The organism is Sphingomonas montana (assembly GCF_001956315.1).
Lineage (GTDB): Bacteria > Pseudomonadota > Alphaproteobacteria > Sphingomonadales > Sphingomonadaceae > Sphingomonas_R > Sphingomonas_R montana.
The window spans coordinates 178,638-202,237 of sequence record NZ_MOLY01000041.1 but is presented as its reverse complement, the minus strand read 5'-3'; the positions used below and the strand labels follow the sequence as shown (position 1 = coordinate 202,237).

The window sequence follows — 23,600 nt, the reverse complement described above, 5'->3', positions numbered from 1 at the left end:
CCGCACCGGTCGCCGCGCCCGTCGTCGATACGCCCGCGCCGGCCCCGACGCGCGCGGCACCGCCCGCCCCGCCGGTCGCCGCCGCGACCATCGTGGCCGAACCGGCACCATTCGCGATCGATGACGAGCCGGAGGACGACGTCGAGGTCGAGGCCGAACCCGCGCCACGCTCGACGGTGCGCGAGATCGAGACCGCAATCTCCTCCATGCCGGTCGCGGCACCGCAACCGGTGATCCGTTCCGTCGGGCCGGGCGGCTTCCTCCGCCAGGGGCCGGGCGACCAGCAGCCGCCCGCGACCCCGGCCCCGCCACGCCGGCTCGTGCCCGCCAAGCCCTCGTCGGACATCGCCGGCAAGACCGGGCTGCTCGATCTCAGCGACAAGATCTGCAAATGGCCGCTCGGCCATCCGGGCGAGCCCGATTTCCACTTCTGCGGCCGGCCGATCAATCCCGGCTTCCCCTACTGTCTCGACCATTGCTCGGTGGCCTACCAGGCGCAGCTTCCGCGCCGCGACCGCCGCCCGCCGCCGCCCCTCCCCTTCGGCGGCCCGCGGGTTCGCTGAAGTCTTTAGCCTGCCCCCTTCCGTACGACGGGGGCAGGCGCGCGCGCCTTGGCGATCGACGGCCGTCGGGACCAACAATCCCCCTCGCATCGCCGCCGTCCTGTCCATATAGAACACCCGGATGGACCTGACCCCGCTCGATCCCGGCGATACGCCACGCCCCGGTGGCGCGCCGAACCCGACATACGACCCGCAAACCCACATCCTGACCCCCATCGCGCCGCAACCCCGGTCGCGCTGGCAGCGTCTGCTATGGCCGCGCTGGCTCGGTTGGCGGCGGCTCGTCGGTGGCGCCGTGCTGCTGTTCATGGTGCTCGTCGGCTGGCTGGCGATCACTGCGCCGCTTTCCAAATCGCTACGCCCCATCGCGCCGCCCAGCGTCACCCTGCTGTCCGCCGGTGGCCGGGCGATCGCCCGCCGCGGCGCGGTCATCGACAAGCCGGTCGACGTCACCGCGCTGCCCGATCATGTCGGCGAGGCGTTCATGGCGATCGAGGACCGCCGCTTCCGCTCGCATCTCGGCATCGATCCGCAGGGCATCGCGCGCGCCGCCTGGGCCAATGTCCGCGCCGGCGGCGTGCGCGAGGGCGGCAGCACGATCACGCAACAGCTGGCGAAGGTCGCCTTCCTCGATTCGGACCGGACCGCCGCGCGCAAGCTGCGCGAGGTCCTGATCGCCTTCTGGCTGGAAGCCTGGTTGACGAAGGACGAGATCCTGTCGCGGTACCTCTCCAATGTCTATTTCGGCGACAATGTGTACGGCCTGCGCGCCGCCGCCCGGCATTATTTCAACAAGCGCCCCGAACAGCTGAACATCGGCGAATCGGCGATGCTCGCCGGCCTGATGAAGGCCCCGTCCCGCCTCGCCCCCACATCCAACCTGGCCGGTGCCCGCGCGCGCCAGAAAATCGTGGTCGGCGCGATGGCGGAGGCCGGGTTCATTGATGCCGCCACGCGCGCCCGCGTCCGCCCCGCCCGTCTGAACGTCCGCACCGTCGGCGCGCTGCCCACCGGCACCTATTTTGCCGACTGGGCGATGCCGCAGGCCCGCGACCGCGCCGGCACGCTCTACGCGGAACAGACCGTCCAGACGACGCTGGACGACCGGATGCAGCGCGCGGCGGTCCGCGCCGTCAACCGCGCCGCGCTGGGCGGCGCGCAGGTCGCATTGGTCGCCATGCGCCCGAACGGCGAGATCGTCGCCATGGTCGGTGGGCGCGACTACAAGGCCAGCAGCTTCAACCGCGCCACCCAGGCCCGCCGCCAGCCCGGATCCACGTTCAAGCTGTTCGTCTATCTGGCCGCGCTGCGGGCCGGCATGACCCCGGACGACAGCGTGTCCGACACAGCCATCACCGTCGACGGCTGGTCCCCGGCCAACAGCGACAAGCGCTATCGCGGCGACATCACGCTGCGCGAGGCATTCGCCCGGTCCAGCAACGTGGCCGCCGTGCGCCTCCAGGAACAGGTCGGCCGCGACAAGGTCATCCGCGCCGCGCGCGACCTGGGTGTCACCAGTCCGCTGCGCTCGGATCCCAGCCTCGCGCTCGGCACGTCGGGTATGACCCTGCTCGAACTGACATCCGCCTTCGCGGCGGTCGCGAACGATGCCTATCCGGTGAAGCCGCACGGCCTGCCCGCGGCCGAACGCAGCTGGTTCGACACGGTGTGGGACCGTCAGAGCACGTTCGGGAAATCGCGCCGCGCCATGCTGCTCGACCTGCTGTCCGCCACGGTCAATCAGGGCACCGGCCGCAATGCGGCGCTCCGCACGCAGGTCTTCGGCAAGACCGGCACCACGCAGAACAACCGCGACGCCATCTTTATCGGCTTCGCAGGGGAAATCGTGACCGGCGTCTGGGTCGGGAACGATGACAACACGCCGCTGAAGGGGGTCGCCGGCGGCGGTCTCCCCGCACGGATCTGGCGTGATTTCATGGCCAGTGCGATCGGCAGCGTGCCGCTCGTGCTCGCCGCCGCGAAGCGCCCCGCCCGCCCGCCAGAGGAAGTCCTGCCCGGCCTCAACCTCGACATTCCGCCGATCACCGTGGGCGACGTCACGATCGGCATCGACCGCGACGGCCTGACCATCGATCCCGCCTCGGATCAGCCCCGCGACCGGCCCCGCGACCGGCAGCAGGATCGCGCACCCGACGAGCGGGAGGAACGGCGCTTCGACCTGCCCCCACTGCGCCCCGATCCCGGCGACGAGGAACCACCCTACCCGGATGGGAATTGATCGCGCATGAGCGACAGCATCGCCGATCTCCGCCGCCGCATGGCCGAAGCCGCCGCCGCCCTCGATTATGAGGAGGCGCAGCGGCTTCGCGACCTCTTGGCGACATTCGAAACCGACGGCCTGCACGAACAGCAGCCCGGCGCGATGGGCCTGGGCACCAGCCAGCAACGCATGCAGCCGCCCCCCGGCTGGGTCCGCCCCGCCAAGCCCGACCCGATGACCCGCAACCGAAACCGAAACCGCGGACGGACGGCGCGGGACGACTGAAGCGCGCCGCAACCGACATCCGGCGCGACCGCACCGCGTGAACTCCCTCGGCGTCGGGTCCGTCTCGTTCGAACCAGACAAACCAGCATGATCCTGTCGCTAGGGTCATAATTCAGAGTGTCATGAAGTTGGCTCGACGCGTCCATCCCGAACATGGTCGGGATGCCTACAGCCCCCAGCCACGCTCGTGGGACAGTGCCTCGATTGCGACAGCCACAGCCTGTCCCGAATGCCCGCCCGCTCATCGAAGGGCTCGACATGTTCAGAAGCGGACCGACCCAAAAGACGATCACGCTTCAAGCCTTCCGTCCCCCTACCCGCGCTCGGCACGTCATGCGCGGTAAGCATCGGCCCTAGATTTCGAGTTCGGCCCCGTCCCGCCCGAACGTCCGCTGCAGGAACGCCGCGATATCGCCCCCCGCCGCTACCCGAAGATCGGCAACGGCGATGCCGTTCTCCTGCGCGTCGCTCTCCCACTGCTCGGCGAGCATACCGGCCTCGGTATCGCTCAGCGGGGCGTGATGATCCTGCTGCAACGTCCACACATCCAGAAATTCCTTCGCCGCGCCCGACATGTCCGTTCCTCCCGCATCAGTCGTTCCGGTGCATAGGTCGTCCGAACGCGCGTCTTTCACAACCGCCGGCATGCTTCCGATCGGACAATTCGCCGGATCAACGTCCGTGACGGCGGTGATCGCCGACAGGCAACGGCGGAAGTGCGGCACTCCCCGAACAACCTTTCGCTTGCGCTTGAAAGGAACCATCCCGTAAGGACCCCGCAGTCGGGGAGTGGCGCAGCCTGGTAGCGCATCTGGTTTGGGACCAGAGGGTCGCAGGTTCGAATCCTGTCTCCCCGACCATAGATCCAGTCAGCCGTCGCTGCCCTGCGCCGGGATCCGAGCGCCGAGCACCAGAACGCCGTCCGCGCCGTCGGATGCCTGCACGTCGCCACCCATCTCGGTCGCCAGTGCGTGGACCAGCCATGCCGGCGCGGCGCGCGGGGTGACCGCATCGGGTGTGGCCTGCCCGAGCAACGCGGTCCGCAGTTCGGGATCGAGCACCAGCCGCGGTCCTTCTGCGCGCACGACGATCTCGCCCCCTTCCGCGCCGATATCCAGCCGCCCGCCGCGCACCAGCGCGTCCCCCGCGATCAGCGCGAGGTTCAGCAGGATCTTGATCTCGCCCTTCGGCATAGACGGGTCGGACACCATCCAGCCAAGCTGGATGCGCTTGTCCTGCCCGAACAGCCCTTCGATCGCGGACCGTGCCTCGCGTGTGTCGACCGCATCGCCGAACCCGCCGGCCGCCCCGAAGGCGAGGCGGAAGAATTTCAGCTTGTTGGCCGATGCCCGCGCGCTTTCGGCCAGCAGTTCCAGGCACCGCGCGCGCATTTCCGGATCATGCTCGTCGGCCAGCAGTTCGATCCCGTTGTTCAGCGCGCCGACCGGGCTCAGCAGGTCATGACAGAGCCGTGAACAGAGCAGGCTGGCGAAATCGATCGAACTGCGCGACATGGGCTGGATATCCTGGGTCCGGCACGTGCGGGACGCGCCGTGATGCTGCATCTATTGGCCTGCGGCATGCCAATGTTCAAGTTCAGGACGTCGTACATGCGCCGAAATCCCCGTCATGATCGCGGTGGTAGAGCCGCGCGTCGGTTCCCGCCAGAATGAGCCAGAACTGACCCGGTTCCGCCCCCGCGATATCCCGTGCCGACGGGGTTGCCGGACCGCGCGGGTGCGAATGGTAACAGCCGACGATCGCCGGGCCGTCCGCCCGGGCGGCCCGGTGCGCGGCAAACAGCGCCGCCGGATCGAGCTCGAACGCCGTCGTCGGATCCGCCGCGACATTGGCCGCGACCGTATAGCCATCGATCCGCGGGTCCGTCCCGGACGGTGTCCCGTACAGGATACCGCACACCTCCCGATCCGGGTCCGCCGCCGCGAGGGCGAGCAGTTCGGCGATCAGCCCGGTTGCTATTTCGACGCGCATCGCCATCTGATACCGCGATGGACGCGGGGGTGTCGACTTTGGAAGCGGTCCTGTCCGCCGAGCATCACGGCTGGCGGCTGGATCGCGCGCTTGCGTCCGCGCTGCCGACCCTCTCGCGTGAACGGCTGAAGGCCCTGATTTCCTCGGGTCAGGTCGCGACGGACGCCGGTCTGGCGCGTGATCCCGCGCTCAAGGTCGCCGGCGGGCAGGCCTACCGCGTCACGATCCCCGCCCCCACCCCGGCGCACAATATCGCGCAGGATATTCCGCTGGTGATCGCCTATGAGGACGAGCATCTGATCGTCATCGACAAGCCGGCCGGGCTGGTCGTCCATCCGGCGGCGGGCAATTATGACGGGACGCTGGTCAACGCGCTGCTCCATCACTGCCGCGGCACGCTGTCCGGGATCGGCGGGGTGGAACGGCCCGGCATCGTCCACCGGATCGACAAGGATACGTCCGGCCTGATCGTCGCGGCCAAGACCGATCCGGCGCATGAAGGGCTGGCCGCCCAGTTCAGGCGGCACAGCGTGGATCGGCGCTACCGCGCGATCGTCGCCGGCGTGCCGCGCCACCTGAACGGCACGATCGATGCAGCACTCGCCCGCTCGGCCACCAATCGACAAAAGATCACCATCGTCGATGGCGATCGCGGCCGGCACGCCATCACCCACTGGTCGCTGCTGACCCGGCTGAACCGCGCGGCGCTGGTCGAATGCCGGCTGGAAACCGGGCGGACGCATCAGGTCCGCGTCCACATGGCATCGCTTGGTCACCCCCTGTTGGGCGATCAGAGTTATGGAAAGAACCGTCCTGAACATATGGCGTTGTTGACGCGTTTGGGTTTCGAGAGGCAGGCGCTTCATGCCCAGAGGCTCGGGTTCACCCATCCGCTGACAAGCGAGGCTTTGGCGTTTGAAAGCGACATTCCGCCCGATATGCAGGAACTGTTCAGCGAACTTTCTGTATGAAGGCTGCAAGAGTCGTTCACGGAAATATCCGGCCGGCCGACCATATGAAGGGAAGTTGAGAATGGCTGCCGCGAAGAATCTGCCTGCGACGATCCCGGCGCTGGGCGGCGAAGCCAGCCTGAACCGGTATCTGAGCGAGATCCGCAAATTCCCCCTGCTCCAGCCGGAGGAGGAATATATGCTCGCCAAGCGGTTCCAGGAACATCAGGATCCGGACGCCGCCGCGCGTCTGGTAACCTCGCACCTCCGCCTCGTGGCAAAGATCGCCATGGGCTATCGCGGCTATGGCCTGCCCACGTCCGAATTGATTTCGGAGGGTAATATCGGCCTGATGCAGGGCGTGAAGAAGTTCGAGCCGGACCGCGGCTTTCGTCTTGCCACCTATGCGATGTGGTGGATCCGAGCCTCGATTCAGGAATATATCCTGCGCTCCTGGAGCCTCGTGAAGATGGGCACCACAGCAGCGCAGAAGAAGCTGTTCTTCAACCTGCGCCGCATGAAGAGCCAGCTGAATGCGTTCGAGGACGGCGACCTGCGCCCCGAGACACTGACCAAGATCGCGACCGATCTGGGCGTGACCGAGGCCGAGGTGACGTCGATGAACCGCCGCATGGCGATGGGTGGCGACACGTCGCTGAACGTGCCGATGCGCGAGGATGGCGAGGGCCAGTGGCAGGACTGGCTGGTCGACAACGACCCGCTCCAGGACGAGCTGCTCGCCAACAGCGAGGAGAAGGATGTCCGTCACGACATGCTGCTGGAGGCGATGGACGCGCTCAACGATCGCGAGAAGCACATTCTGGCGGAACGCCGTCTTGCCGAGGATCCCAAGACGCTCGAGGAACTGAGCCAGGTCTACGGCGTCAGCCGCGAACGTGTCCGCCAGATCGAGGTCCGTGCGTTCGACAAGCTGCAAAAGGCGATGATGCGCATCGCCGGAGAAAAGCGCCTGCTGCCCGCGATGGCGTGACGAGTGCCGTATTCTCAACGAGCTTGGTCATCCCGGTAGGGGCCGGGATGACGATCGGGTGGCAGTTCAGTCCCACCACTTGTTGATCGCCAGATGGGCGAAAACAACGCCTAAACAAGCGAGCCGACGGCGTAGGCGCAGTCATTCCCGCGAGAGCCGTGAATTCGGTTGGTTAAAGCGACCACTCCTAGCCAGAACCGGCTACCGTAAGTACAATAGTAGCACGCTGTCCTACCCGCCCATCAACCGCGCCGCCAACGGCGCATGATAGGTCAGCACCCCCGCCGCCCCCGCCCGCTTGAACGCAATCAGCGTCTCCAGCACCAGCGCGTCGCGGTCCCCCGCCCCCGCCGCGACCGACGCCTCGATCATCGCATATTCGCCGGACACTTGATATGCGAACACCGGCACCGCGAACCGTTCCTTCACGCGGCGGACGATGTCCAGATAGGGCAGTCCCGGTTTGACCATCACCGTATCGGCGCCTTCGGCCAGGTCGAGCGCCACTTCGCGCAGCGCTTCCTCCGCATTGGCCGGATCCATCTGATATCCGCGCTTGTCGCCTTTCAGCAAACCGCGCGTGCCGACCGCATCGCGGAACGGACCATAATAAGCCGACGCATATTTCGCGGCATAGGCCATGATCTGCACATCATGATGCCCCCCCGCCTCCAGTGCGGCGCGGATCGCGCCGACCCGGCCGTCCATCATGTCGGACGGCGCGATGATGTCGCTGCCCGCCTCGGCCTGCACCGCCGCCTGCTCCACCAGCACGGCGGACGTTGCATCGTTCATCACATTGCCGTGGCTGTCGATCAGCCCGTCATGGCCGTGGCTCGTATAGGGGTCTAGCGCCACATCGGTCAGCACGCCGACCCCAGGTGCCGCCGCCTTCGCCGCCCGGATCGCCCGGCACATCAGATTGTCGGGGTTCAGCGCCTCGCGCCCGTCCGCACTGCGCAGCGCGGCCGGCGTGTTGGGGAACAGCGCGATGCACGGTATCCCCAGCGCCTCCGCCTCCCGCGCCCGTTCCGCGATCCGATCGACCGACCAGCGCGACACGCCCGGCAGGCTGCCGATCGGTTCCTCCACTCCGGCCCCCTCCATCACGAACAGCGGCCAGATCAGGTCGGCCGGCGTCAACACGGTTTCCGCCACCATACGGCGGCTCCAGGGGGCGACACGGGTCCGGCGCATGCGGATCGCGGGATAGATGGCGTCTGTCATGTCCGGTCCTGTAGCCGCTGCGCCGCCGGACTTCCACAGCGCACGCCACCGCCACATACGCGGGAACCGGTGGTTCACCCCGTCGCGAACATCCGCTAACGCCCGCTCATGATGACCGATATCGAGATCTCCCGCGCCGCGCGGCTCCGCCCGATCGCGGACGTCGCCGCGGACCTCGGCCTGCCCGCCGACGACGTCGAGCCCTATGGCCGCCACAAGGCGAAGCTGACCGTCCCGCCCGCCGGCGGCACGACCGGCAAGCTGATCCTGGTCACCGCGATCAACCCCACCCCGGCGGGCGAAGGCAAGACCACCACCTCCATCGGACTGGCCGACGCGCTCGTCCGCACCGGGCGCAAGGCGGTGCTGGCGCTGCGCGAACCGTCGCTCGGCCCCTGTTTCGGGACGAAGGGCGGCGCCACCGGTGGCGGCTATGCGCAGGTCGCGCCGATGGAGGACATCAACCTCCACTTCACCGGCGATTTCCACGCCATCACATCGGCGCATAATCTGCTGGCCGCGATGATCGACAACCATGTCCACTGGGGCAACGCGCTCGGCATCGATCCGCGCCGCATCATGTGGAAACGCGTGCTCGACATGAACGACCGCGCCCTGCGCGACGTCGTCCAGTCGCTTGGAGGTCCGGCCAACGGCTATCCGCGCGAGTCCGGGTTCGACATCACCGTCGCGTCCGAAGTCATGGCGATCCTCTGCCTCGCAAACGATCTGGACGACCTTCAGGCCCGGCTCGGCCGCATCGTCGTCGGCGAGACACGGGACCGCCGCCCCGTCACCGCCGCGGATCTGAAGGCGGATGGCGCGATGGCCGTACTGCTCAAGGATGCGATCAAGCCGAACCTGGTCCAGACGCTGGAGGGCACGCCCGCGCTCATCCATGGGGGTCCGTTCGCCAACATCGCCCATGGCTGCAACTCGGTCATCGCCACGCGCACCGCGCTGGCGCTCGGCGACTATGTCGTGACGGAGGCCGGGTTCGGCGCGGACCTGGGCGCGGAGAAATTCTTCGACATCAAGTGCCGCCAGGCCGGGCTGGTGCCCGCCGCGGCGGTGATCGTCGCCACCGTCCGCGCGCTGAAGATGAACGGAGGCGTCGCCAAGTCGGACCTCGCCCGGCCGGACGTCGATGCGGTCCGCCGCGGCGCCGCCAACCTGCTGCGGCATATCGAAAATGTGCAGGCATTCGGCGTTCCGGTCGTCGTCGCAATCAACCATTTCGCCACCGATACGGCGGAGGAGACTGCCGCGATCCAGGCGATCGTCGCGGCGCGCGGCGTGCGGGCGATTTCCTGCCGTCACTGGGCGGACGGCGGTGCCGGCGCGGTCGAACTGGCAGACGCGGTCGCCGCCCTGGCGGACGCCCCGTCGCAGTTCCGGCTGCTCTACGACGACGGCCTGCCCCTCCTGCAGAAGGTCGATCGCATCGCCACCGCGATCTACCGCGCCGATGGCATCGCGCCTGCCCCCGCGGTCGTCCGCCAGCTGGCTGCGTGGGATGCGGCCGGCCATGGCGGCCTTCCCGTCTGCATGGCGAAGACGCAATACAGCTTCGCCGCCGACCCGGCGTTGCTGGGTGCCCCGGTGGGCCATGTTGTGCCGATCCGCGAAGTTCGGCTTGCTGCCGGCGCGGGCTTCGTCGTGGCGATCTGCGGAGACGTCATGACCATGCCCGGCCTGCCCCGGACACCCGCGGCCGAAGCGATGCGGCTGCATCCCGACGGACGGATCGAAGGCCTGTTCTGACCGATAGGACGTTGACCGCGCCCCGCCCGGAAACTACCCCGTCAGCGGCTGCCCCGATAGCTCAGCAGGACAGAGCAACGGTTTCCTAAACCGCAGGTCGGGAGTTCGAGTCTCTCTCGGGGCACCAGCTTTTCTGTCGAACTCTTGCAATAGGCGACGACGGTTGAAACAATTCATCCGTGGATCGTTCGAAAAGAGTTGGATCAGGAGACGAAAATGCCCGAAGTGCATGACGACCCGAGCGATGTCGTCGCGACGGACGGTGTCGTCCGGGCTACGGGGCCGGATTCCGTGAAGGTCGATCTGACGCCCGATGCCGCGCTTGAAACCGGTAACCGCCTGATTGATGCGGCCGCGACGGCAGAGGGTCAGAAGCGGTTCGCCGCACGTCCGCCCGCTCGAACAGGCAGCGGTCGGTCGCAGGATAAGCCTTGAGCGCCGACCTGTATTCCTTCCCGCGAAGTGAAAATACTCCGCTGACCGCCGCTGCAAGATAAGTGTCTGTCCATGACGTGGACAGATTTCAAACATCAATATGATGCCCAGGGACGCGAAAAAGCCGACGGTTATTCGGCAAGTCACTTCGACGGCATGACCGAGGACGAACGGTCGCTTGCCCGAACCATGATGCTGGATCGGGCGCTGAACGGCGACACGATCGATCTCAACGGGTTAGGCTATATCGGTAATGCCGACACTGTGGCGGCGCTGTGTGCCGCTGCCGTCCAGATCGCCGGTCTCGGCTGGCGTCACGACATTCTGCGCCACGAAGTCCTGTTCAAGCTGACCGGTGAGCCGCACTACCTTACCGATCTGGCACGATATCTCGACCAGCCGGATCGCGCGTCGCAGGAAAATGCCGCCAGCGTCCTGACTTGGTACGTCCTGCCCCGCGACATCGAACCGTTCCTTCTGGAACGCATCTGTGATGGCCGCCACGACCCGGCGATCCTTCCGCTCCTGCAGGCGTAAATCACTCTGCGCCAGCGTACCGTGTGCGACATCCTGTGCTTCCAGCGTCACATCGACTTCATCCGCCGGGTTAAACGAGTACCGCGCCGCCGCCGCGCTGCCCTGCTGGCCGACTACGGCGCAACGCTTTCCAGTTGACGCTGCGGCTACCAGCGAGCCGACAATGTCCTGACCGCGCCCGGCATTCGTCCAACGACTGCTCCCGGCATGGTCCCGGCAAAAAGGCCCCTGAGGGCGACGGCTTACGCCGTCTTCTTGGCGAATTCCTTGTTCAGCACCAGCGCACCCAGCGTGCACAGCGCACCCGACAGCAGGTAGACACCCACCGAAAAGAGCCCGAACCGGCTCGACAGGAGCAGCGCGGCCAGCGGCGCGAAACCGGCCCCGATCAGCCAGGACAGATCCGACATGATGGCCGCCCCGGTATAACGATAGCGGATCGGCAGATTTGCGGTCACCGACCCGGACGACTGACCGAACGACAGACCAAGCAGGATGAACCCGGTAATCATGAACAGCAGTTCGCCGCTTTCCCCGCCGTTCAGCAGGCGTGGGGCAAATCCGCTATATACCGCGATCATCGCAGCGGAGATGCCGAGCAGGTTACGCCGCCCGATGCGATCCGCGACCACGCCCGACGCCACGATCGCCAGCACCCCGATCGCCGCGCCGATCATCTCGATCACCAGGAACCGCGTCACCGACTCCTTGGTGAACAACAGGATCCACGACAGGGGGAACACGGTCACCAGATGGAACAGCGCGAAACTTGCCAGCGGCGCGAATGCCCCCAGCATGATGTTGCGCCAGTTCGCACGATAGGTTTCGCGCACCCGGGCTGGCGTCAGCTCGCGGGTCTGGAACAGCTGTTCGTAATCCGGCGTCGCCACGATCCGCAACCGTGCGAACAACGCGACCACGTTGATCGCGAACGCCACGAAGAAAGGATAGCGCCAGCCCCAGTCGAGAAAATCGGCGGTCGACAGACTGGCCTGGAAAAATGCGAAAAGCCCGGATGCCACCAGCAGCCCCAGCGGCGCGCCGAGCTGCGGGACCATGGCATACCAGCCCTTCCGCTCCTGCGGGGCGTTCAGAGCCAGCAGCGACGCCAACCCGTCCCAGGTACCGCCCAGCGCCAGACCCTGCCCGATGCGCAGCACGCACAGCGCCAGCACCGAGCCCCAGCCAATCTGTTCGTAGGACGGGATGAACGCGACCGCCATCGTCGATCCGCCAAGCAGGAACAGCGCGATGGTCAGCTTGACCCCCCGTCCGTGCCGCCGATCGATCGTCATGAACAGCCAGGTGCCGAACGGGCGTGCGATGTAGGCGAGCGCGAAGACCGCGAACGAATAGGTGACCCCGGTCAGCGCATCCACGTAGGGAAACAGCAGAGCCGGGAACACCAGCACCGATGCGATGGCATAGACGAAGAAGTCGAAGAATTCCGACGTGCGGCCGATGATGACGCCGATCGCAATCTCGCCGGGCTGCACCGTGCCGTGCCGCGCGTTGATCCGCCGCGCGTCCTGCTCGATCGAGTCCGATTTCGGTTGGGCGGTCTGGGCACTCATCGCGGTCACTTCGCTCCTGATCGACGGCATCGGGGGAAGGAAAAAACCGTCATTTCCCGGGCATGACGGCCCCCATGCATTATTTGCTGCACCTGCGAGATTGGACAAACTGTCCAACTGTCCGCGGGGGTGCTGTTCGGCTATATCATGACCCATGATGCTCGATCGGTCCACACGCTCTCCGCGCCGCCGCCGCCTTCTGGCCGGCCTCCCGTTGCTGCTGCTCGGCGGTTGTAACATGGTCGTGATGAACCCGGCGGGCGACGTCGCAGTGCAGCAACGCGACCTGATTCTGGTCGCCACGGGTCTGATGCTGCTCATCATCCTGCCCGTACTGGCGCTCACCGGTCTGTTCGCATGGCGTTACCGCGCGAGCAACCAGGCGGCCAAGTATGAGCCGGACTGGGACCATTCGACACAGCTCGAACTGGTCATCTGGGCCATCCCGCTGCTGATCGTCATCGTGCTCGGCGCGGTGACATGGGTCAGCACGCATGTCCTCGACCCCTATCGCCCGATCGAGCGGCTGGGCCCCGGCCGGACCATCGCGCAGAATGTTCGTCCGCTGGAGGTTCAGGTCGTCGCGCTCGACTGGAAGTGGCTGTTCATCTATCCGGAATATGGCATCGCCACCGTGAACCAGCTGGCGGCGCCGGTCGATCGTCCGATCGAATTCAAGCTGACGTCGTCCACGGTCATGAACGCGTTCTACATCCCGTCGCTTGCCGGGATGATCTACGCGATGCCCGGCATGGAGACGAAGCTGCACGCCGTCATCAACAAGCCCGGCAATTACGAGGGCATGTCGTCCAACTACAGCGGCGCGGGCTATTCCGGCATGCGTTTCCGCTTCTACGGCATGTCCGACCAGGGTTTCGACAAGTGGGTCGCCGGCGTCCGCGCGAAGTCGATGCCGCTGACCCGGGCAAACTATCTCCGGCTTGAAAAGCCGACCGAGAATGTCCGGCCGATGCATTTCGGCACGGTCGATCCGCAGCTTTACAAGGCCGCCGTCAACATGTGCGTCCGCCCCGGATCGATGTGCATGGATCATATGATGATGATCGACGCGCAGGGCGGCGGCGGCAAGCATAGTGCCGAGCCTAGGAACGGCGTCGGTCATGCTGAAGGCGCGCTTGAGAAACAGCCCGAGGAAAAGGGCGCGCCCGGCCATTGGAGCAAACCGCGCGAGCCCACGCCGCCGGGTGCCCAGCAACCCGGTGCGCAACGCAACCGTGACCTGACACTGAACCGCATGCCCCCCGCAGCGACGCCTGGCCTTCGCCAGTCCGTGCGCGCCTGACAGATAGGCACAGTCATGTTCGACCCCGCAATCATGAAGACGATTTTCGGCCGCCTGACGCTGGAATCGTTGCCGCTCCACGAACCGATCGTGATGGCCACCTTCGCCGCAGTCGCGGTGGGCGGCATCGCGCTCCTCGCCGCGATTACCTATTTCAAGCTCTGGACCTGGCTCTGGAAGGAATGGCTGACCAGCGTCGATCACAAGAAGGTCGGGATCATGTACATGATACTCGGCACGGTCATGCTGCTCCGCGGCTTTTCCGACGCGATCATGATGCGCGCGCAGCAGGCGATGGCCTTCGGCGCGAACGAGGGCTTCCTGCCCGCGCACCACTACGACCAGGTGTTCACCGCGCACGGCGTCATCATGATCTTCTTCGTGGCGATGCCGTTCGTCACGGGCATCATGAACTACGTCATCCCGCTCCAGATCGGGGCGCGCGACGTGTCCTTCCCGTTCCTGAACAATATGAGCTTCTGGATGACTGCGGCCGGTGCCGTGATCGTCATGATGTCGCTGTTCATCGGTGAGTTCGCACGCACCGGCTGGCTGGCCATGCCGCCGCTGTCGGGGGTCGCGTACAGCCCGGACGTCGGTGTCGACTATTACATATGGGCACTGCAGATCGCCGGGGTCGGGACGCTGCTGTCCGGCGTCAACCTGATCGCCACGATCGTCAAGATGCGCGCACCCGGCATGTCGATGATGAAGATGCCGATCTTCTGTTGGACCGCGCTCTGCACCAACGTGCTGGTCGTGGCCGCCTTCCCCGTGCTGACCGCCGTGCTCGCGCTGCTGTCGCTCGATCGCTACATCGGAACCGCCATCTTCACGAACGAACTTGGCGGCAACCCGATGATGTACGTGAACCTCATCTGGATCTGGGGTCACCCGGAGGTCTACATCCTCATTCTGCCGCTGTTCGGCGTGTTCTCGGAAGTCACCTCGACCTTCTCGGGCAAGCGTCTCTTCGGCTACACCTCGATGGTCTACGCCACCGTGGTCATCACGATCCTCGCCTACCTCGTCTGGCTGCACCATTTCTTCACGATGGGGTCCGGCGCGAGTGTCAACTCGTTCTTCGGCATCACGACGATGGTGATCTCGATCCCGACGGGCGCGAAGATCTTCAACTGGCTGTTCACCATGTACCGCGGCCGGATCCGGTTCGAGCTGCCGATGATGTGGACGGTGGCCTTCATGATCACCTTCACGATCGGTGGCATGACCGGCGTCCTGCTCGCCGTGCCGCCGGCCGACTTCGTGCTGCACAACTCGCTGTTCCTGGTCGCCCACTTCCACAACGTCATCATCGGCGGCGTGCTGTTCGGGACCTTCGCGGCGATCAACTACTGGTTCCCGAAGGCTTTCGGCTTCCGCCTGAACGAGTGGTGGGGCAAGCTGAGCTTCTGGATGTGGGTGCCCGGCTTCTACGTCGCGTTCATGCCGCTCTATGTGCTCGGCCTGATGGGCGTCACGCGCCGCCTGCGCCACTTCGACGATCCGTCGTTGCAGATCTGGTTCGTGATCGCTGCTATCGGTGCCGCGATGATCGCGGTCGGCATCGCCGCCTTCCTCATCCAGATCTTCGTCAGCGTCCGCAACCGCGAGGCCCTGCGCGACACGACGGGCGATCCGTGGAACGGTCGTACGCTTGAGTGGGCGACCTCGTCGCCGCCGCCGGCCTACAACTTCGCCTTCACGCCGATCGTGCATGACGGGGACGCCTATGCCGACATGAAGGCGCGCGGACATGACCGTCCGGTCACCGGCTTCCGGCCGATCCACATGCCCAGCAACACGGGCACCGGCGTCATCCTCGCGGGGTTCGCGGTGGCGCTCGGTTTCGGGATGATCTGGTATATCTGGTGGCTCGCCGCTGCCAGCATGCTGGGCCTGGTCGCGACGTCGATCATCCACACGTTCAACTACAAGCGCGACTATCACATTCCGGTCGAGGAGGTTGAGCGGATCGAAAACGCCCGCACTGCCCTGCTCGTGCAACACAAGGTGACTACGGCATGAGCGCCACCCACAACGCGTCCGGCACGACGGCCGACGACGCGACCCGGTTGGCGTTCTACCAGCTGGACGAGCATGACCATCCGGAAGGCGGCAGCACGATGCTCGGCTTCTGGATCTACCTGATGAGCGATTGCCTCATCTTCGCATGCCTGTTCGCGATCTACGGTGTGCTGGGTGCGAACTACGCAGGGGGGCCAGCCCCCAAGGATCTGTTCGAGCTGCCGCTGGTCGCGATCAACACGTCCATGCTGCTGCTGTCGTCGATTACCTACGGCTTCGCCATGCTGGCGATGGAACGGCAGCAGGTGCGTGCCACGCAGTTGTGGCTGGCGGTCACCGGCCTGTTCGGTGCGACGTTCATCGGCATAGAACTCTATGAGTTCGCCACGCTGATCCACGAAGGCGCGACGCCGCAACGCAGCGCCTTTCTGTCCGCTTTCTTCACGCTGGTCGGCACGCACGGCCTGCACGTCACCTTCGGTCTGATCTGGCTGGTGACGCTGATGGTCCAGGTCGGCAAGCATGGTCTGATCCAGGCGAACAAGCGCCGGCTGCTCTGCCTCAGCATGTTCTGGCATTTCCTCGACGTCATCTGGATCGGCGTCTTCACCTTCGTATACCTGCTGGGGATGCTGCGATGACCGATACTTCCAGCCATACGCACGCCCACGCCGACGCGCACGGCAAGGGGGCTGCCGACGGCCACGCGCATGGGGACTCCGCATCCCATGGGTCGTTCCGTGGCTACATGACCGGGTTCGTCCTGGCCGTGGTGCTGACCGCCATACCGTTCTGGCTGGTGATGGCCGGGCCGCTTGCGCCGCAGACGACGGCCCTGCTCGTCATGGGCTTCGCGGTGGCGCAGATCGTCGTCCACATGATCTACTTCCTGCACATGGATACTAAGTCCGAGGGCGGCTGGACCATGATGGCGCTGATCTTCACGATCCTGCTCGTCATCATCGCGATCAGCGGCTCGCTCTGGGTCATGTACCATCTCAACACCAACATGATGCCGATGAACCCGGCGATGATGGAATCCATGTAACCATGGCGGCCGGGGCACCCGATGCGGGCACCCGGCCGCCGCGATCGCGGCTGACGCTGGCGGTCTTCACCATGATTGCCGCGCTGGTCGTTGTCGCCCTGCTGGCGCTCGGCACCTGGCAGGTCCGGCGTCTCGCGTGGAAACGCGATCTGATCGCGCGGGTGCAGTCGCGGATTGACGCGCCCCCTACCCCCGCCCCCGGCCCGTCCACCTGGCCCGGCGTGACCACGGAAACGGCGGCCTACCGCCACATACGACTTTCCGGTCGGTATCTCCATGATCGCAGCGTGCGGACGCAGGCGGCGACCGCACTCGGCGGCGGAAGCTGGTTCATGACACCCATGGCCACCGATCGTGGCTTCACCGTACTGGTCAACCGCGGCTTCGTCCCGCCGGGCTGGCGCGAGTCCAGCCCGCCCCCCGGTCCGACTGTCGTCACCGGCCTGCTGCGCATCACCGAACCGGGTGGTGGCTTCCTGCGCCGAAACGATCCTGCCGCCGGCCGCTGGTATTCGCGCGACGTGGCCGCGATCGCCGCCGACCGTCGCCTCACGCGCGTCGCGCCCTATTTCGTCGATGCCGCCGCTGACCGGGTTGCACCCGCCCGCCCGCCGGTCGGCGGCCTGACGATCGTCGCCTTCCCGAACAATCACCTCGTCTACGCAATCACATGGTATGGTCTGGCACTGATGGTCGCGGGGGGGTGGATGCTGGTGCTGCGCTACGAACGAAGGCTGCCGCGATGAGGATCGCTCCGCTCGCCCGCGCCGGCATGCCCGCCCCGCTGCCGCTGACGGGTGACGGCGCGACGCGATCGATCGGCGATGCCGGACGGCGCAACATGCTGCAACTCGTCCAGCTGCGCTGGCTGGCGGTCGCGGGGCAGCTGTCGGCCATCGTGATCGCGCAATATGGGTTGGGCGTCCGCCTGCCGTTGCAGGCGATGCTCGGCGTGGCGGGGGCGACGATCCTGCTGAACCTGGCCAGCATCGTGCTGCTCCGCAAGCAGATCGGCACGTCGAACGGATCGCTCTTCTTCGCGCTCATCCTCGATGTCGCCTCGCTTACCGCGCAGCTGTATCTTGGCGGCGGCGTGACCAATCCGTTCATTTCGTTGTTCCTGCTGCATGTCGTGCTGGGCGCGATCCTGCTCGACACCTGGTCCGCGGTAGTGATCGTCCTGGTGACCAGCCTGTGTTTTGCGTTTCTGACCGTCGTCTATCGTCCCCTCGCCTTTCCGCTCGCGTTGCTGGATTACCGCCGGCTGATCGAGACGGCCGGTGCCTGGGCCTGCTTTGCGATCATTGCCATGCTGCTCGTCCTGTTCATGACACGGATCACGCAGAACCTGCGCGCGCGCGACGCGCATCTTGCCAACCTGCGCCAACAGGCGGCGGAGGAGGACCATATCGTACGGATGGGGCTGCTCGCATCCGGCGCGGCGCATGAACTGGGCACGCCGCTCGCCTCCCTCGCGGTCATCCTGGGCGACTGGAAACGCATGCCCGCTTTGTCCGCCGACCCGGATCTGGTGACCGAGATTGGCGAGATGCAGGCCGAGGTGCAGCGTTGCAAGGCGATCGTCACCGGCGTCCTGCTCGCGGCGGGCGAGGCGCGCGGCGAAGCCCCGGCAATCACCGGCATGCGACGGTTCCTGGACGGCATTGCCGAGGACTGGCATGCCGCCCATATGGCCACCACGCTGGACTATCGGAACGATTTTCCGGGCGACCTTCCCGTCGTGGCGGACCCCGCCCTCAAACAGGTGTTGTTCAACGTGCTCGACAATGCAGCCGAAGCGTCACCGGGCTGGATCGGTTTCAGCGCGTCGCAGGCCGACGACGCGCTGGTCATCGCGGTGCGCGATGCCGGTCCGGGCTTTTCCGCGGAACGGCTCGAACGGATCGGCAAGCCCTATGAATCGAGCAAGGGCCGCCTGGGCGGCGGGCTGGGCCTGTTCCTGGTGGTCAACGTCATGCGCAAGCTGGGCGGCGCGGTGACGGCGGCCAACTGCGCGGACGGCGGCGCGGTGGTGCGGTTGACGTTGCCGCTCGCCGCCATCGCCGCACCGCCGGGGCGCGGCGCATGACTGCCGGGCGCCTGCTCGTCATTGTCGAGGATGACGCCGCCTTTGCGCGCACGCTGAAACGTTCGTTCGAACGCCGCGAATATGAGGTGCTGCTGGCCGCCAGCCATGAGGATCTGGTCACGCTACTGGATGGCCGTACCCCGGACTTCGCGGTGGTCGACCTGAAACTGGGCGGCGCGTCCGGCCTCGTCTGCGTCCAGACCTTGCGTGCGCATGATCCGCGGACGCTGATCGTGGTCCTGACCGGCTTCGCCAGCATCGCCACCGCGGTGGAGGCGATCAAGCTCGGCGCGTCGCATTATCTCGCCAAACCGTCCAACACCGACGATATCGAGGAAGCGTTCGGCCGCGCGACCGGCAATGTCGCCGCCCCGCTGACCGAACGGACGACGTCGATCAAAACGCTCGAATGGGAACGGATTCACGAGGTGCTCGCCGAAACCGGGTTCAACATCTCCGAAACCGCGCGCCGGCTCGGCATGCACCGCCGCACGCTCGCGCGGAAACTGGAAAAGCGCCAGGTAAAGTGAACGCGGTTACCGCTTGAACCTGGGGAAGTGCCGGGTGAAGAACGGGGCGGATCCAAGGAGTTGCCCCATGCGCCGCCGTACGTTCATCGCATCCCTGCCCGCCGCCGCACTGGTGCCCACCGCCGCGCTGGCCCAGGCTGCCGCCACCGGTGGTGCGAAGGCGGCGGCACCGGGCGATGGGGCCGCACCCCAGCCGCCCACCCCGGCCGGCGCGCCGCTGCCACCGGTCTGGGAACCGGGCGCGGACCGCTTCATTCGGCCGGACGTGCATGCCGGGGATCGGCCAGTGGGCGCCAGCTTCGCCTCCCGCACCGCCGCCTACGGCCTCAGCGGCGCGGTCGGCACCGCACATCCGCTCGCCACGCAGGCCGGCATCGATATCCTGAAACGCGGTGGATCTGCGGTCGATGCCGCCATCGCGATCAACGCCTGCCTCGGCTTCCTCGAACCCACCGCCAGCGGCATTGGTGGCGATGCCTATGCGATGATCTGGGATCCGAAGGCCAAGACCGTCGTCGGCCTGGCCGGGTCGGGTAACAGTCCGCGCGGGTTGAGCCTGGAAACCGTCCGCGCCCGCGCCCCGAACGGCGTCCTCCCCCCGCTCGGTGCGATCAGCGTGTCGGTGCCGGGCGCGGTCGACGCGTGGTGGACGATGCATCAACGCTACGGCAAACTGCCTTGGGCGGACCTGTTCCAGCCGGCCATCGCGCATGCCGAGGCGGGCGCGCCCGTACCTGACATGATCGCCTTCTACATCCGCCGCAGCCTCGCCGCGTTCCGCCGCCCCGGCAACGGACTGGAAGAATCGGCCAACGCAGCGCGCACCTATGGCATGGCGGACGGCAAGGGCCCCGCGGCGGGGCAGATATTCCGCAACCCCGACCTTGCGCGCACCTACCGCGCGATCGCCGCCGGCGGGCGCGACGCCTTCTACCGGGGTGATCTGGCCGACCGGATCGACCGCTATTTCCAGCGGATCGGCGGCTGGCTGCGGCGCGCCGATCTGGCCGCGCACCGTTCGGAATGGATCACGCCCGCCCGGACGGACTATCGCGGCACGACCGTCCATGCGCTCGGGGCGAATACACAGGGTCTCGCGACGCTGCAGATGCTCAACATCCTCGAACGGTTCGACCTGAAAGGCGCCGGTTTCCAGTCTGCCCTGTCGATCCATCTCCAGGCGGAGGCCAAACGCCTGGCCTATGAGGACCGCGCCCGTTACTACGCCGACCCGCGCTTCGCGAAGGTGCCGGTCGAATGGCTGATCTCGAAGGACTATGCCGCCGAGCGTGCCCGCCTGATCCGGCCGGACCGCATCCTGACCCCCGCCTATCCGGGGCAGGCGCCCAGCCGCGGCGACACCACCTATTTCAGCTGCGCCGACCGGGACGGCATGATGGTGTCGATGATCCAGTCCAATTTCCGCGGCATGGGGTCGGGGCTGGTCGCCGACGGCCTCGGCTTCATGTTCCAGGACCGCGGACAGCTGTTCAGCCTGAAGGACGGCCATCCCAACATCTACGCGCCGGGCAAGCGTCCCTTTCAGACGATCATCCCCGGCTTCGCCACCCGCGCCGGCGCCCCGTGGATGAGCTTCGGCGTCATGGGCGGCGACATGCAGCCGCAGGGCCAGACCCAGATCATCGTCAACCGCGTCGACTACGGGCTGGAAATCCAGTCGGCGGGCGACTCCCCCCGCTGGCATCACGAAGGCTCGTCGCAGGCGATGGGGGAAGACGACGCGGGCCTCGGGCCGACCGGCCTGCTGCGACTGGAAAGCGGCGTACCGCTGGCCACGCGCAGCCGGCTGGCGGACATCGGCTGGACGATCGGCGATCCCGACGGCGGCTTCGGTCGCTACCAGTGCGTCGAACACCGCATGGACGGCCCGAGCCGCGTCTACGCCGCCGCCAGCGAAATGCGCGCCGACGGATGCGCGCTGGCCTACTGATCGGCAAGGAACGGGCCGATGGACCGGCCGCCCGTTGGCTTACCTGAACCCACCGAAGAAGCGGGCGATGCGCGCACCCAATCGGACCGGTTCGCGCGGTCGCGCCGCCAGTTCTGCGATTGCTTCCGCATGCGCCGCCTCTAACCGGCCCTGCAGGTCCGCCAGGGCCGCGGTCCGCTGCGCTTCATGCTCGCCCGCAAGGCGCGTGTCGCGCTCGGCTGTCGCTGCCGCATGCCCCGCCTCCAATCGCGCCTGCTGATCCGCCAGTTCCGCAACGCGCCGGGCTTCATGCGCCTCCGCAAGCCGCATGCCCTGCTCGACGAACGCCACCGCATGTGCCGCCTCCAGCAAGGCATGCTGCTCGGCCAGCGCCGCCGTCCGCTGGGCTTCGTACTCGCTGGCAAGACACACCTCCCGATCGGCGGCTGCCGCCGCATGGGCCGCGTCCGCTTGCGCTTGCTGCTCGGCCAGCGCCGCTGCATGCGCTACCTCGAGTCGATGCTGCTGGTCTGTCAACGCCGCTGCATGGTTCGCGGCGTCCGCCAGTTGCGCCTCGCGTTCCGCGATCACGACCTCGTACCGCGCGATACGGGCATTCAGCTCCGCGGCGTCCCCTGCCGCCGTGGTCAGCGCCGCCGTCATGGCTTCCAGTGCGCCCGCCTGCGCACCTGCCTCCGCGTCGAGTACCGCGATCCGCGCCCGATCCTCCGCCAGGGCCGCCGTCAGTTGCATGATCTCCGCTGTTCCCGCGGCCACCTGGCCCTGGAGATGTTCGATGTCCGCGATCCGTGCCGCATCCCGCACGGCCTGCGCATCAAGCATCGCCGATAGCCTGGCCGCGTGCGCCGTCGTCTCGGCCAGTTCGGCGCGAAGCTGCTGCTCGGTCAGTGCCGCGGCGTTCACGAACTCGGCGATCTCTGCTTCGCGCCGCTGGCGGTCCTGTTCGAGCAGGTCGAAACGCCCTACCAACGTGGCCCGCTCCGTCTCGTACCGCGCCGCCTCCTCGCCGCGCGCAGTTATCTGCGCAATGATGTCCGCCGCCAGCGCGGCAATCCGTTCCTCGCCTTCACGGACAGCCTGTGCGTTCGCATCGGCCTGTTGCTGTGCCGTCGCCAGAGCTGCACCATGGTTGGCCAGCGCGGTCGTTAAAGCATCGGTATGGAGCTGCGCCGAGGCACGCTCGGCGGCGGTCGTTGCCAGCATTGCGGTCACCATCGGCGCGGTGATTGCCGCGACATCCTGCAACCATCGGGAAACGTCGGTCGGTACATCCTCGTTGGGCAGAATGCCGGTCGCCGCCGTCGCCATATATTCGTACAACCGCGTCACCGGCGCGAACGCGGACGGTAGTGCGGTCTTGGCGCGTGCGTCATGATGGTTCAGCGTTGGATCGACGAACGTCGCGATATCGTCGGACGCCTTCCAGCTTCGCCGTGGAAACTGAAACCCCAGCTTTTCTTCCACGTCGTCCAGAACGCTTTCCGGATCGCGCAACAGATCGTCATATTTTACGAAATGCCGCCGCATGGTGCGCGTCGCCCGTTCGGACTCGAGCATGTAGGACGTCCACAACAGCAGCGCCTTGTTCCGGTCTATCCCGTCGCGTTCGCGCAGCGATGCCGCGACCGCAGCCGGCGGGCGAACCATGATGAGGTAGCTGACCTCGAACCCCTCCTGTTCCAGCGCCGTTTGCCAGATCTCGGTCAGCCGGGCGACCCGCGGCTCTTTCACCACGATAAGCGGCGCGTCGCCATATTCGGTGCGGACCAGCGCGCGAGCACGATCGATATAGCCGCCAACGGCAAGCGGCCGGTCGTGGCGGCGGCGGGGCCCGAACGGATCGTTCCAGCCACTGTCCATCTCCTGCAGGATCAGATCGTTGTAGCCGGCGATACCTTCCGGCTCCCAGTGGCCGGTGACGTTTCCACGTCCCGCAGGAATCATCTTCGTCGGCAGCGCGGCACCCACCAGTGACAGGATGCGCGTCATCGCCGAGGTACCCGAACGGTGCATTCCGATGACGACTACGGCCCGTCGCGGACGGGCAATCGTCACTGTGTCATGATGCATCCTTCTACCTTCGATGCGCCGGGCGATAACATTGGCCGACTG

General features: G+C 66.6%; 22 protein-coding genes and 2 tRNA genes. 18 read left to right on the top strand and 6 right to left on the bottom strand.

Annotated features, from left to right (window positions below):
• From BKY59_RS12150 to BKY59_RS12140, 3 genes are all read left to right on the top strand, one after another.
• Positions 1–563, top strand: a 563-nt coding sequence (locus tag BKY59_RS12150) for a GcrA family cell cycle regulator (protein WP_129586375.1), incomplete at its 5' end; no start/stop codon positions are given.
• Between the two features lie 121 nt (positions 564–684).
• Complete coding sequence (locus BKY59_RS12145; RefSeq protein WP_083672098.1) at positions 685–2,802, top strand: transglycosylase domain-containing protein; 2,118 nt, start codon at positions 685–687, stop codon at positions 2,800–2,802.
• 6 nt (positions 2,803–2,808) lie between these two features.
• Positions 2,809–3,069, top strand: a complete 261-nt coding sequence (locus BKY59_RS12140) for a UvrB/UvrC motif-containing protein (RefSeq protein ID WP_076071820.1) — start codon at positions 2,809–2,811, stop codon at positions 3,067–3,069.
• Positions 3,070–3,422: 353 nt separating this feature from the next.
• On the opposite strand, the gene BKY59_RS17440 is transcribed toward BKY59_RS12140, so the two are convergent.
• A complete protein-coding gene (locus BKY59_RS17440) occupies positions 3,423–3,644 on the bottom strand; it encodes a hypothetical protein (protein WP_129586374.1) in 222 nt (73 codons plus the stop codon).
• A gap of 208 nt (positions 3,645–3,852) precedes the next feature.
• Between BKY59_RS17440 and BKY59_RS12130 the strand changes: the two genes are divergently transcribed.
• Positions 3,853–3,929: transfer RNA gene (locus tag BKY59_RS12130), tRNA-Pro, on the top strand.
• 9 nt (positions 3,930–3,938) lie between these two features.
• Here the strand turns inward: BKY59_RS12130 and BKY59_RS12125 are convergent.
• Both BKY59_RS12125 and BKY59_RS12120 read right to left on the bottom strand, forming a co-directional pair.
• Positions 3,939–4,583 carry a histidine phosphotransferase family protein gene (locus tag BKY59_RS12125; protein ID WP_076071817.1) on the bottom strand — a complete coding sequence of 215 codons (645 nt, stop codon included), beginning with the start codon at positions 4,581–4,583 and terminating at the stop codon, positions 3,939–3,941.
• An 82-nt stretch (positions 4,584–4,665) separates the two neighbouring features.
• Positions 4,666–5,067 (bottom strand): M67 family metallopeptidase, encoded by a 402-nt coding sequence (locus tag BKY59_RS12120; protein WP_240500082.1) that lies wholly within the window; start codon positions 5,065–5,067, stop codon positions 4,666–4,668.
• Between the two features lie 11 nt (positions 5,068–5,078).
• Here BKY59_RS12120 and BKY59_RS12115 point away from each other — a divergent pair, with 11 nt between their 5' ends.
• Both BKY59_RS12115 and rpoH read left to right on the top strand, forming a co-directional pair.
• Positions 5,079–6,032, top strand: a complete 954-nt coding sequence (locus BKY59_RS12115) for an RluA family pseudouridine synthase (protein WP_076071815.1) — start codon at positions 5,079–5,081, stop codon at positions 6,030–6,032.
• A gap of 61 nt (positions 6,033–6,093) precedes the next feature.
• Positions 6,094–7,002, top strand: coding sequence for an RNA polymerase sigma factor RpoH (gene rpoH / locus BKY59_RS12110; protein WP_076071814.1), 909 nt, complete (start codon positions 6,094–6,096; stop codon positions 7,000–7,002).
• A gap of 231 nt (positions 7,003–7,233) precedes the next feature.
• Here the strand turns inward: rpoH and hemB are convergent, their stop codons facing one another.
• Positions 7,234–8,229, bottom strand: a complete 996-nt coding sequence (gene hemB, locus BKY59_RS12105) for a porphobilinogen synthase (RefSeq protein WP_076071876.1) — start codon at positions 8,227–8,229, stop codon at positions 7,234–7,236.
• 108 nt (positions 8,230–8,337) lie between these two features.
• Here hemB and BKY59_RS12100 point away from each other — a divergent pair, with 108 nt between their 5' ends.
• The 4 genes from BKY59_RS12100 to BKY59_RS12085 all read left to right on the top strand — a co-directional run bounded on the left by BKY59_RS12100 (position 8,338) and on the right by BKY59_RS12085 (position 10,965).
• Entirely contained in the window at positions 8,338–9,993 is a 1,656-nt protein-coding gene (locus BKY59_RS12100; protein WP_076071812.1) for a formate--tetrahydrofolate ligase, read from the top strand.
• 50 nt (positions 9,994–10,043) lie between these two features.
• Positions 10,044–10,120 (top strand) — tRNA-Arg (locus tag BKY59_RS12095).
• Between the two features lie 89 nt (positions 10,121–10,209).
• The gene (locus BKY59_RS12090) at positions 10,210–10,428 is read left to right on the top strand and encodes a hypothetical protein (RefSeq protein ID WP_076071810.1); all 219 of its coding nucleotides are present in this window, start codon (positions 10,210–10,212) and stop codon (positions 10,426–10,428) included.
• A 72-nt stretch (positions 10,429–10,500) separates the two neighbouring features.
• Entirely contained in the window at positions 10,501–10,965 is a 465-nt protein-coding gene (locus BKY59_RS12085; RefSeq protein ID WP_076071808.1) for a hypothetical protein, read from the top strand.
• Positions 10,966–11,207: 242 nt separating this feature from the next.
• On the opposite strand, the gene BKY59_RS12080 is transcribed toward BKY59_RS12085, so the two are convergent.
• Positions 11,208–12,539 carry an MFS transporter gene (locus BKY59_RS12080; RefSeq protein WP_076071874.1) on the bottom strand — a complete coding sequence of 444 codons (1,332 nt, stop codon included), beginning with the start codon at positions 12,537–12,539 and terminating at the stop codon, positions 11,208–11,210.
• Between the two features lie 157 nt (positions 12,540–12,696).
• Between BKY59_RS12080 and cyoA the strand changes: the two genes are divergently transcribed.
• The 8 genes from cyoA to BKY59_RS12040 all read left to right on the top strand — a co-directional run bounded on the left by cyoA (position 12,697) and on the right by BKY59_RS12040 (position 21,488).
• Positions 12,697–13,842, top strand: a complete 1,146-nt coding sequence (gene cyoA / locus BKY59_RS12075; RefSeq protein WP_076071872.1) for a ubiquinol oxidase subunit II — start codon at positions 12,697–12,699, stop codon at positions 13,840–13,842.
• Positions 13,843–13,857: 15 nt separating this feature from the next.
• On the top strand, positions 13,858–15,870 hold the full coding sequence (gene cyoB / locus BKY59_RS12070; RefSeq protein WP_076071807.1) for a cytochrome o ubiquinol oxidase subunit I: 2,013 nt from the start codon (positions 13,858–13,860) through the stop codon (positions 15,868–15,870).
• Complete coding sequence (gene cyoC, locus BKY59_RS12065) at positions 15,867–16,511, top strand: cytochrome o ubiquinol oxidase subunit III (protein WP_076071805.1); 645 nt, start codon at positions 15,867–15,869, stop codon at positions 16,509–16,511. Before cyoB ends, cyoC begins: the two co-directional genes overlap by 4 nt.
• On the top strand, positions 16,508–16,918 hold the full coding sequence (gene cyoD / locus BKY59_RS12060; protein ID WP_076071804.1) for a cytochrome o ubiquinol oxidase subunit IV: 411 nt from the start codon (positions 16,508–16,510) through the stop codon (positions 16,916–16,918). The genes cyoC and cyoD overlap by 4 nt, the downstream gene beginning before the upstream one ends.
• Before the next feature lie 2 nt (positions 16,919–16,920).
• Entirely contained in the window at positions 16,921–17,664 is a 744-nt protein-coding gene (locus tag BKY59_RS12055) for an SURF1 family protein (RefSeq protein WP_076071802.1), read from the top strand.
• A gap of 26 nt (positions 17,665–17,690) precedes the next feature.
• A complete protein-coding gene (locus tag BKY59_RS12050) occupies positions 17,691–19,007 on the top strand; it encodes an ATP-binding protein (RefSeq protein WP_076071800.1) in 1,317 nt (438 codons plus the stop codon).
• Positions 19,004–19,537 carry a response regulator transcription factor gene (locus BKY59_RS12045; RefSeq protein WP_076071798.1) on the top strand — a complete coding sequence of 178 codons (534 nt, stop codon included), beginning with the start codon at positions 19,004–19,006 and terminating at the stop codon, positions 19,535–19,537. The genes BKY59_RS12050 and BKY59_RS12045 overlap by 4 nt, the downstream gene beginning before the upstream one ends.
• Positions 19,538–19,604: 67 nt before the next feature.
• Positions 19,605–21,488, top strand: a complete 1,884-nt coding sequence (locus BKY59_RS12040; RefSeq protein ID WP_076071797.1) for a gamma-glutamyltransferase family protein — start codon at positions 19,605–19,607, stop codon at positions 21,486–21,488.
• A 39-nt stretch (positions 21,489–21,527) separates the two neighbouring features.
• Here BKY59_RS12040 and BKY59_RS12035 read toward each other — a convergent pair whose 3' ends face one another.
• A complete protein-coding gene (locus BKY59_RS12035) occupies positions 21,528–23,477 on the bottom strand; it encodes a coiled-coil domain-containing protein (protein ID WP_129586373.1) in 1,950 nt (649 codons plus the stop codon).
• Positions 23,478–23,600 lie beyond the last annotated feature (123 nt).

What these genes read in the sequence shown, in the direction of transcription:
- BKY59_RS12090 (WP_076071810.1), top strand. Translation starts at nt 10,210, where the DNA reads ATGCCCGAAGTGCATGACGACCCGAGCGATGTCGTCGCGACGGACGGT.
- BKY59_RS12040 (WP_076071797.1), top strand. Translation starts at nt 19,605, where the DNA reads ATGCGCCGCCGTACGTTCATCGCATCCCTGCCCGCCGCCGCACTGGTG.
- rpoH (WP_076071814.1), top strand. Translation starts at nt 6,094, where the DNA reads ATGGCTGCCGCGAAGAATCTGCCTGCGACGATCCCGGCGCTGGGCGGC.
- BKY59_RS12035 (WP_129586373.1), bottom strand. Translation starts at nt 23,477, where the DNA reads ATGACGCGCATCCTGTCACTGGTGGGTGCCGCGCTGCCGACGAAGATG.
- BKY59_RS12125 (WP_076071817.1), bottom strand. Translation starts at nt 4,583, where the DNA reads ATGTCGCGCAGTTCGATCGATTTCGCCAGCCTGCTCTGTTCACGGCTC.
- cyoB (WP_076071807.1), top strand. Translation starts at nt 13,858, where the DNA reads ATGTTCGACCCCGCAATCATGAAGACGATTTTCGGCCGCCTGACGCTG.
- BKY59_RS12085 (WP_076071808.1), top strand. Translation starts at nt 10,501, where the DNA reads ATGACGTGGACAGATTTCAAACATCAATATGATGCCCAGGGACGCGAA.
- BKY59_RS12100 (WP_076071812.1), top strand. Translation starts at nt 8,338, where the DNA reads ATGATGACCGATATCGAGATCTCCCGCGCCGCGCGGCTCCGCCCGATC.
- BKY59_RS12115 (WP_076071815.1), top strand. Translation starts at nt 5,079, where the DNA reads ATGGACGCGGGGGTGTCGACTTTGGAAGCGGTCCTGTCCGCCGAGCAT.
- cyoD (WP_076071804.1), top strand. Translation starts at nt 16,508, where the DNA reads ATGACCGATACTTCCAGCCATACGCACGCCCACGCCGACGCGCACGGC.
- cyoA (WP_076071872.1), top strand. Translation starts at nt 12,697, where the DNA reads ATGCTCGATCGGTCCACACGCTCTCCGCGCCGCCGCCGCCTTCTGGCC.
- cyoC (WP_076071805.1), top strand. Translation starts at nt 15,867, where the DNA reads ATGAGCGCCACCCACAACGCGTCCGGCACGACGGCCGACGACGCGACC.
- BKY59_RS12045 (WP_076071798.1), top strand. Translation starts at nt 19,004, where the DNA reads ATGACTGCCGGGCGCCTGCTCGTCATTGTCGAGGATGACGCCGCCTTT.
- BKY59_RS12120 (WP_240500082.1), bottom strand. Translation starts at nt 5,067, where the DNA reads ATGGCGATGCGCGTCGAAATAGCAACCGGGCTGATCGCCGAACTGCTC.
- BKY59_RS12050 (WP_076071800.1), top strand. Translation starts at nt 17,691, where the DNA reads ATGCCCGCCCCGCTGCCGCTGACGGGTGACGGCGCGACGCGATCGATC.
- BKY59_RS12080 (WP_076071874.1), bottom strand. Translation starts at nt 12,539, where the DNA reads ATGAGTGCCCAGACCGCCCAACCGAAATCGGACTCGATCGAGCAGGAC.
- BKY59_RS17440 (WP_129586374.1), bottom strand. Translation starts at nt 3,644, where the DNA reads ATGTCGGGCGCGGCGAAGGAATTTCTGGATGTGTGGACGTTGCAGCAG.
- BKY59_RS12055 (WP_076071802.1), top strand. Translation starts at nt 16,921, where the DNA reads ATGGCGGCCGGGGCACCCGATGCGGGCACCCGGCCGCCGCGATCGCGG.
- BKY59_RS12140 (WP_076071820.1), top strand. Translation starts at nt 2,809, where the DNA reads ATGAGCGACAGCATCGCCGATCTCCGCCGCCGCATGGCCGAAGCCGCC.
- hemB (WP_076071876.1), bottom strand. Translation starts at nt 8,229, where the DNA reads ATGACAGACGCCATCTATCCCGCGATCCGCATGCGCCGGACCCGTGTC.
- BKY59_RS12145 (WP_083672098.1), top strand. Translation starts at nt 685, where the DNA reads ATGGACCTGACCCCGCTCGATCCCGGCGATACGCCACGCCCCGGTGGC.